General features: G+C 38.3%; 2 protein-coding genes. Both read left to right on the top strand.

Annotated elements, in window-relative coordinates; translation table 11 throughout:
- A partial coding sequence (gene spoIIR / locus J416_RS14630; protein WP_003475039.1) for a stage II sporulation protein R occupies positions 1-628 on the top strand: 628 nt, incomplete at its 5' end.
- Positions 629-691: 63 nt separating this feature from the next.
- Entirely contained in the window at positions 692-1,126 is a 435-nt protein-coding gene (locus tag J416_RS14625) for a hypothetical protein (protein WP_003475036.1), read from the top strand.
- Positions 1,127-1,307: the final 181 nt, after the last annotated feature.

Raw genomic sequence — 1,307 nt, 5'->3', positions numbered from 1 at the left:
GGGGATGAGAGACATGCGGAAACTTTTTTTATTCGTAGCCATTATTTGTGTTATCTTAGTCATTTATCCACATTTACCGAGTATGAATGTGAGTAATACCGAACAAGCCGATTATCAAGTGATACCGGATGAAGCGATTCGATTACGGATTTTAGCTAATAGTGATCGAGAAGAAGATCAAAAGATCAAAAGAGACGTGCGAGATGCGGTCAATGAAGAAGTGACAAAATGGGTCGAGGATCTAACAGACATCGATCAAGCAAGAACATTGATCGCTTCACGTGTGGATAAGTTAGACGCCATTGTCGCTGATGTATTACAAGATCAGCAGTTATCCACCGATTACAATGTGGAATACGCAAAAGACGTATCATTTCCGACAAAACTTTATGGCAACTATTTATATCCAGCTGGGGAATATGAAGCGATATTAATCAGTTTAGGTGAAGCAAAAGGCGCCAATTGGTGGTGTGTCGTGTTTCCGCCATTATGTTTTCTTGACTTTTCATTTGGGACAACGGTAGAAGATGAAGAAGCGTCAGAAGAAGAAGATGTGGATAAGAAGGAAGAAAAAGAAGATGATGATGAAGATGTGGAATATGCCTTTTTCTTTTTGCGTTGGTTCTAATCGTCATAAATCTATCAATTCGTTCATAGAATCATAGTAAACGATTTGATAGAGGTGAAAAACATGGAGTTACAAGCGACGAAAACGGTAGATTCAGAAACGTTTCAAGCCTTTTTTGGTGATAGTGAAAAAATACAAATAACGGATGAGATGAAACAATACGGCTATTTTATTTGTGACCAAGAGGAGACGAAAGGATTTTTTGCCTTATATCCTGTCCAGCATGATGCCTACTGGTTACGTACATTTATTATGAAACAAGGAGTAACGGTGTCTTTACCTTTAACGATGATTCAAACAGCGGAGCAATTAACCTATAATTACGGTGCTCATAAGTTATTTATCCACAGTGATTCAGATGCGCTAGATCAATTATTGCATCAATTATCCTATCAACAGACGGATGAAGCTCCTGAAGCGATCGATCAAGGCACATGGTGGATGACATATCCAGAAAAATCACTCACAGCAAACAGTTATACACAAGAAAAGAGATAAATTTGTGTATAACTTTTATATAAATGTGTATAACTTATGGACAAGCGGCGACGAATTGTGGATAAAGTATTGACTTATTCACAATTTGTTGTGTTTTTTTTGGTCGTGATGCACCTGCGTTTATGGGTCAAACAGCGGAAAGGAAGCTAGCTGTTAGCCTCGAAAAAGCGGATATGCGTCA

It is taken from the genome of Gracilibacillus halophilus YIM-C55.5 (assembly GCF_000359605.1).
GTDB classification, from domain to species: domain Bacteria; phylum Bacillota; class Bacilli; order Bacillales; family Amphibacillaceae; genus Gracilibacillus; species Gracilibacillus halophilus.
The sequence above is the reverse complement of the archived record's forward strand: the minus strand, read 5'-3'. Positions and strand labels throughout refer to the sequence as shown.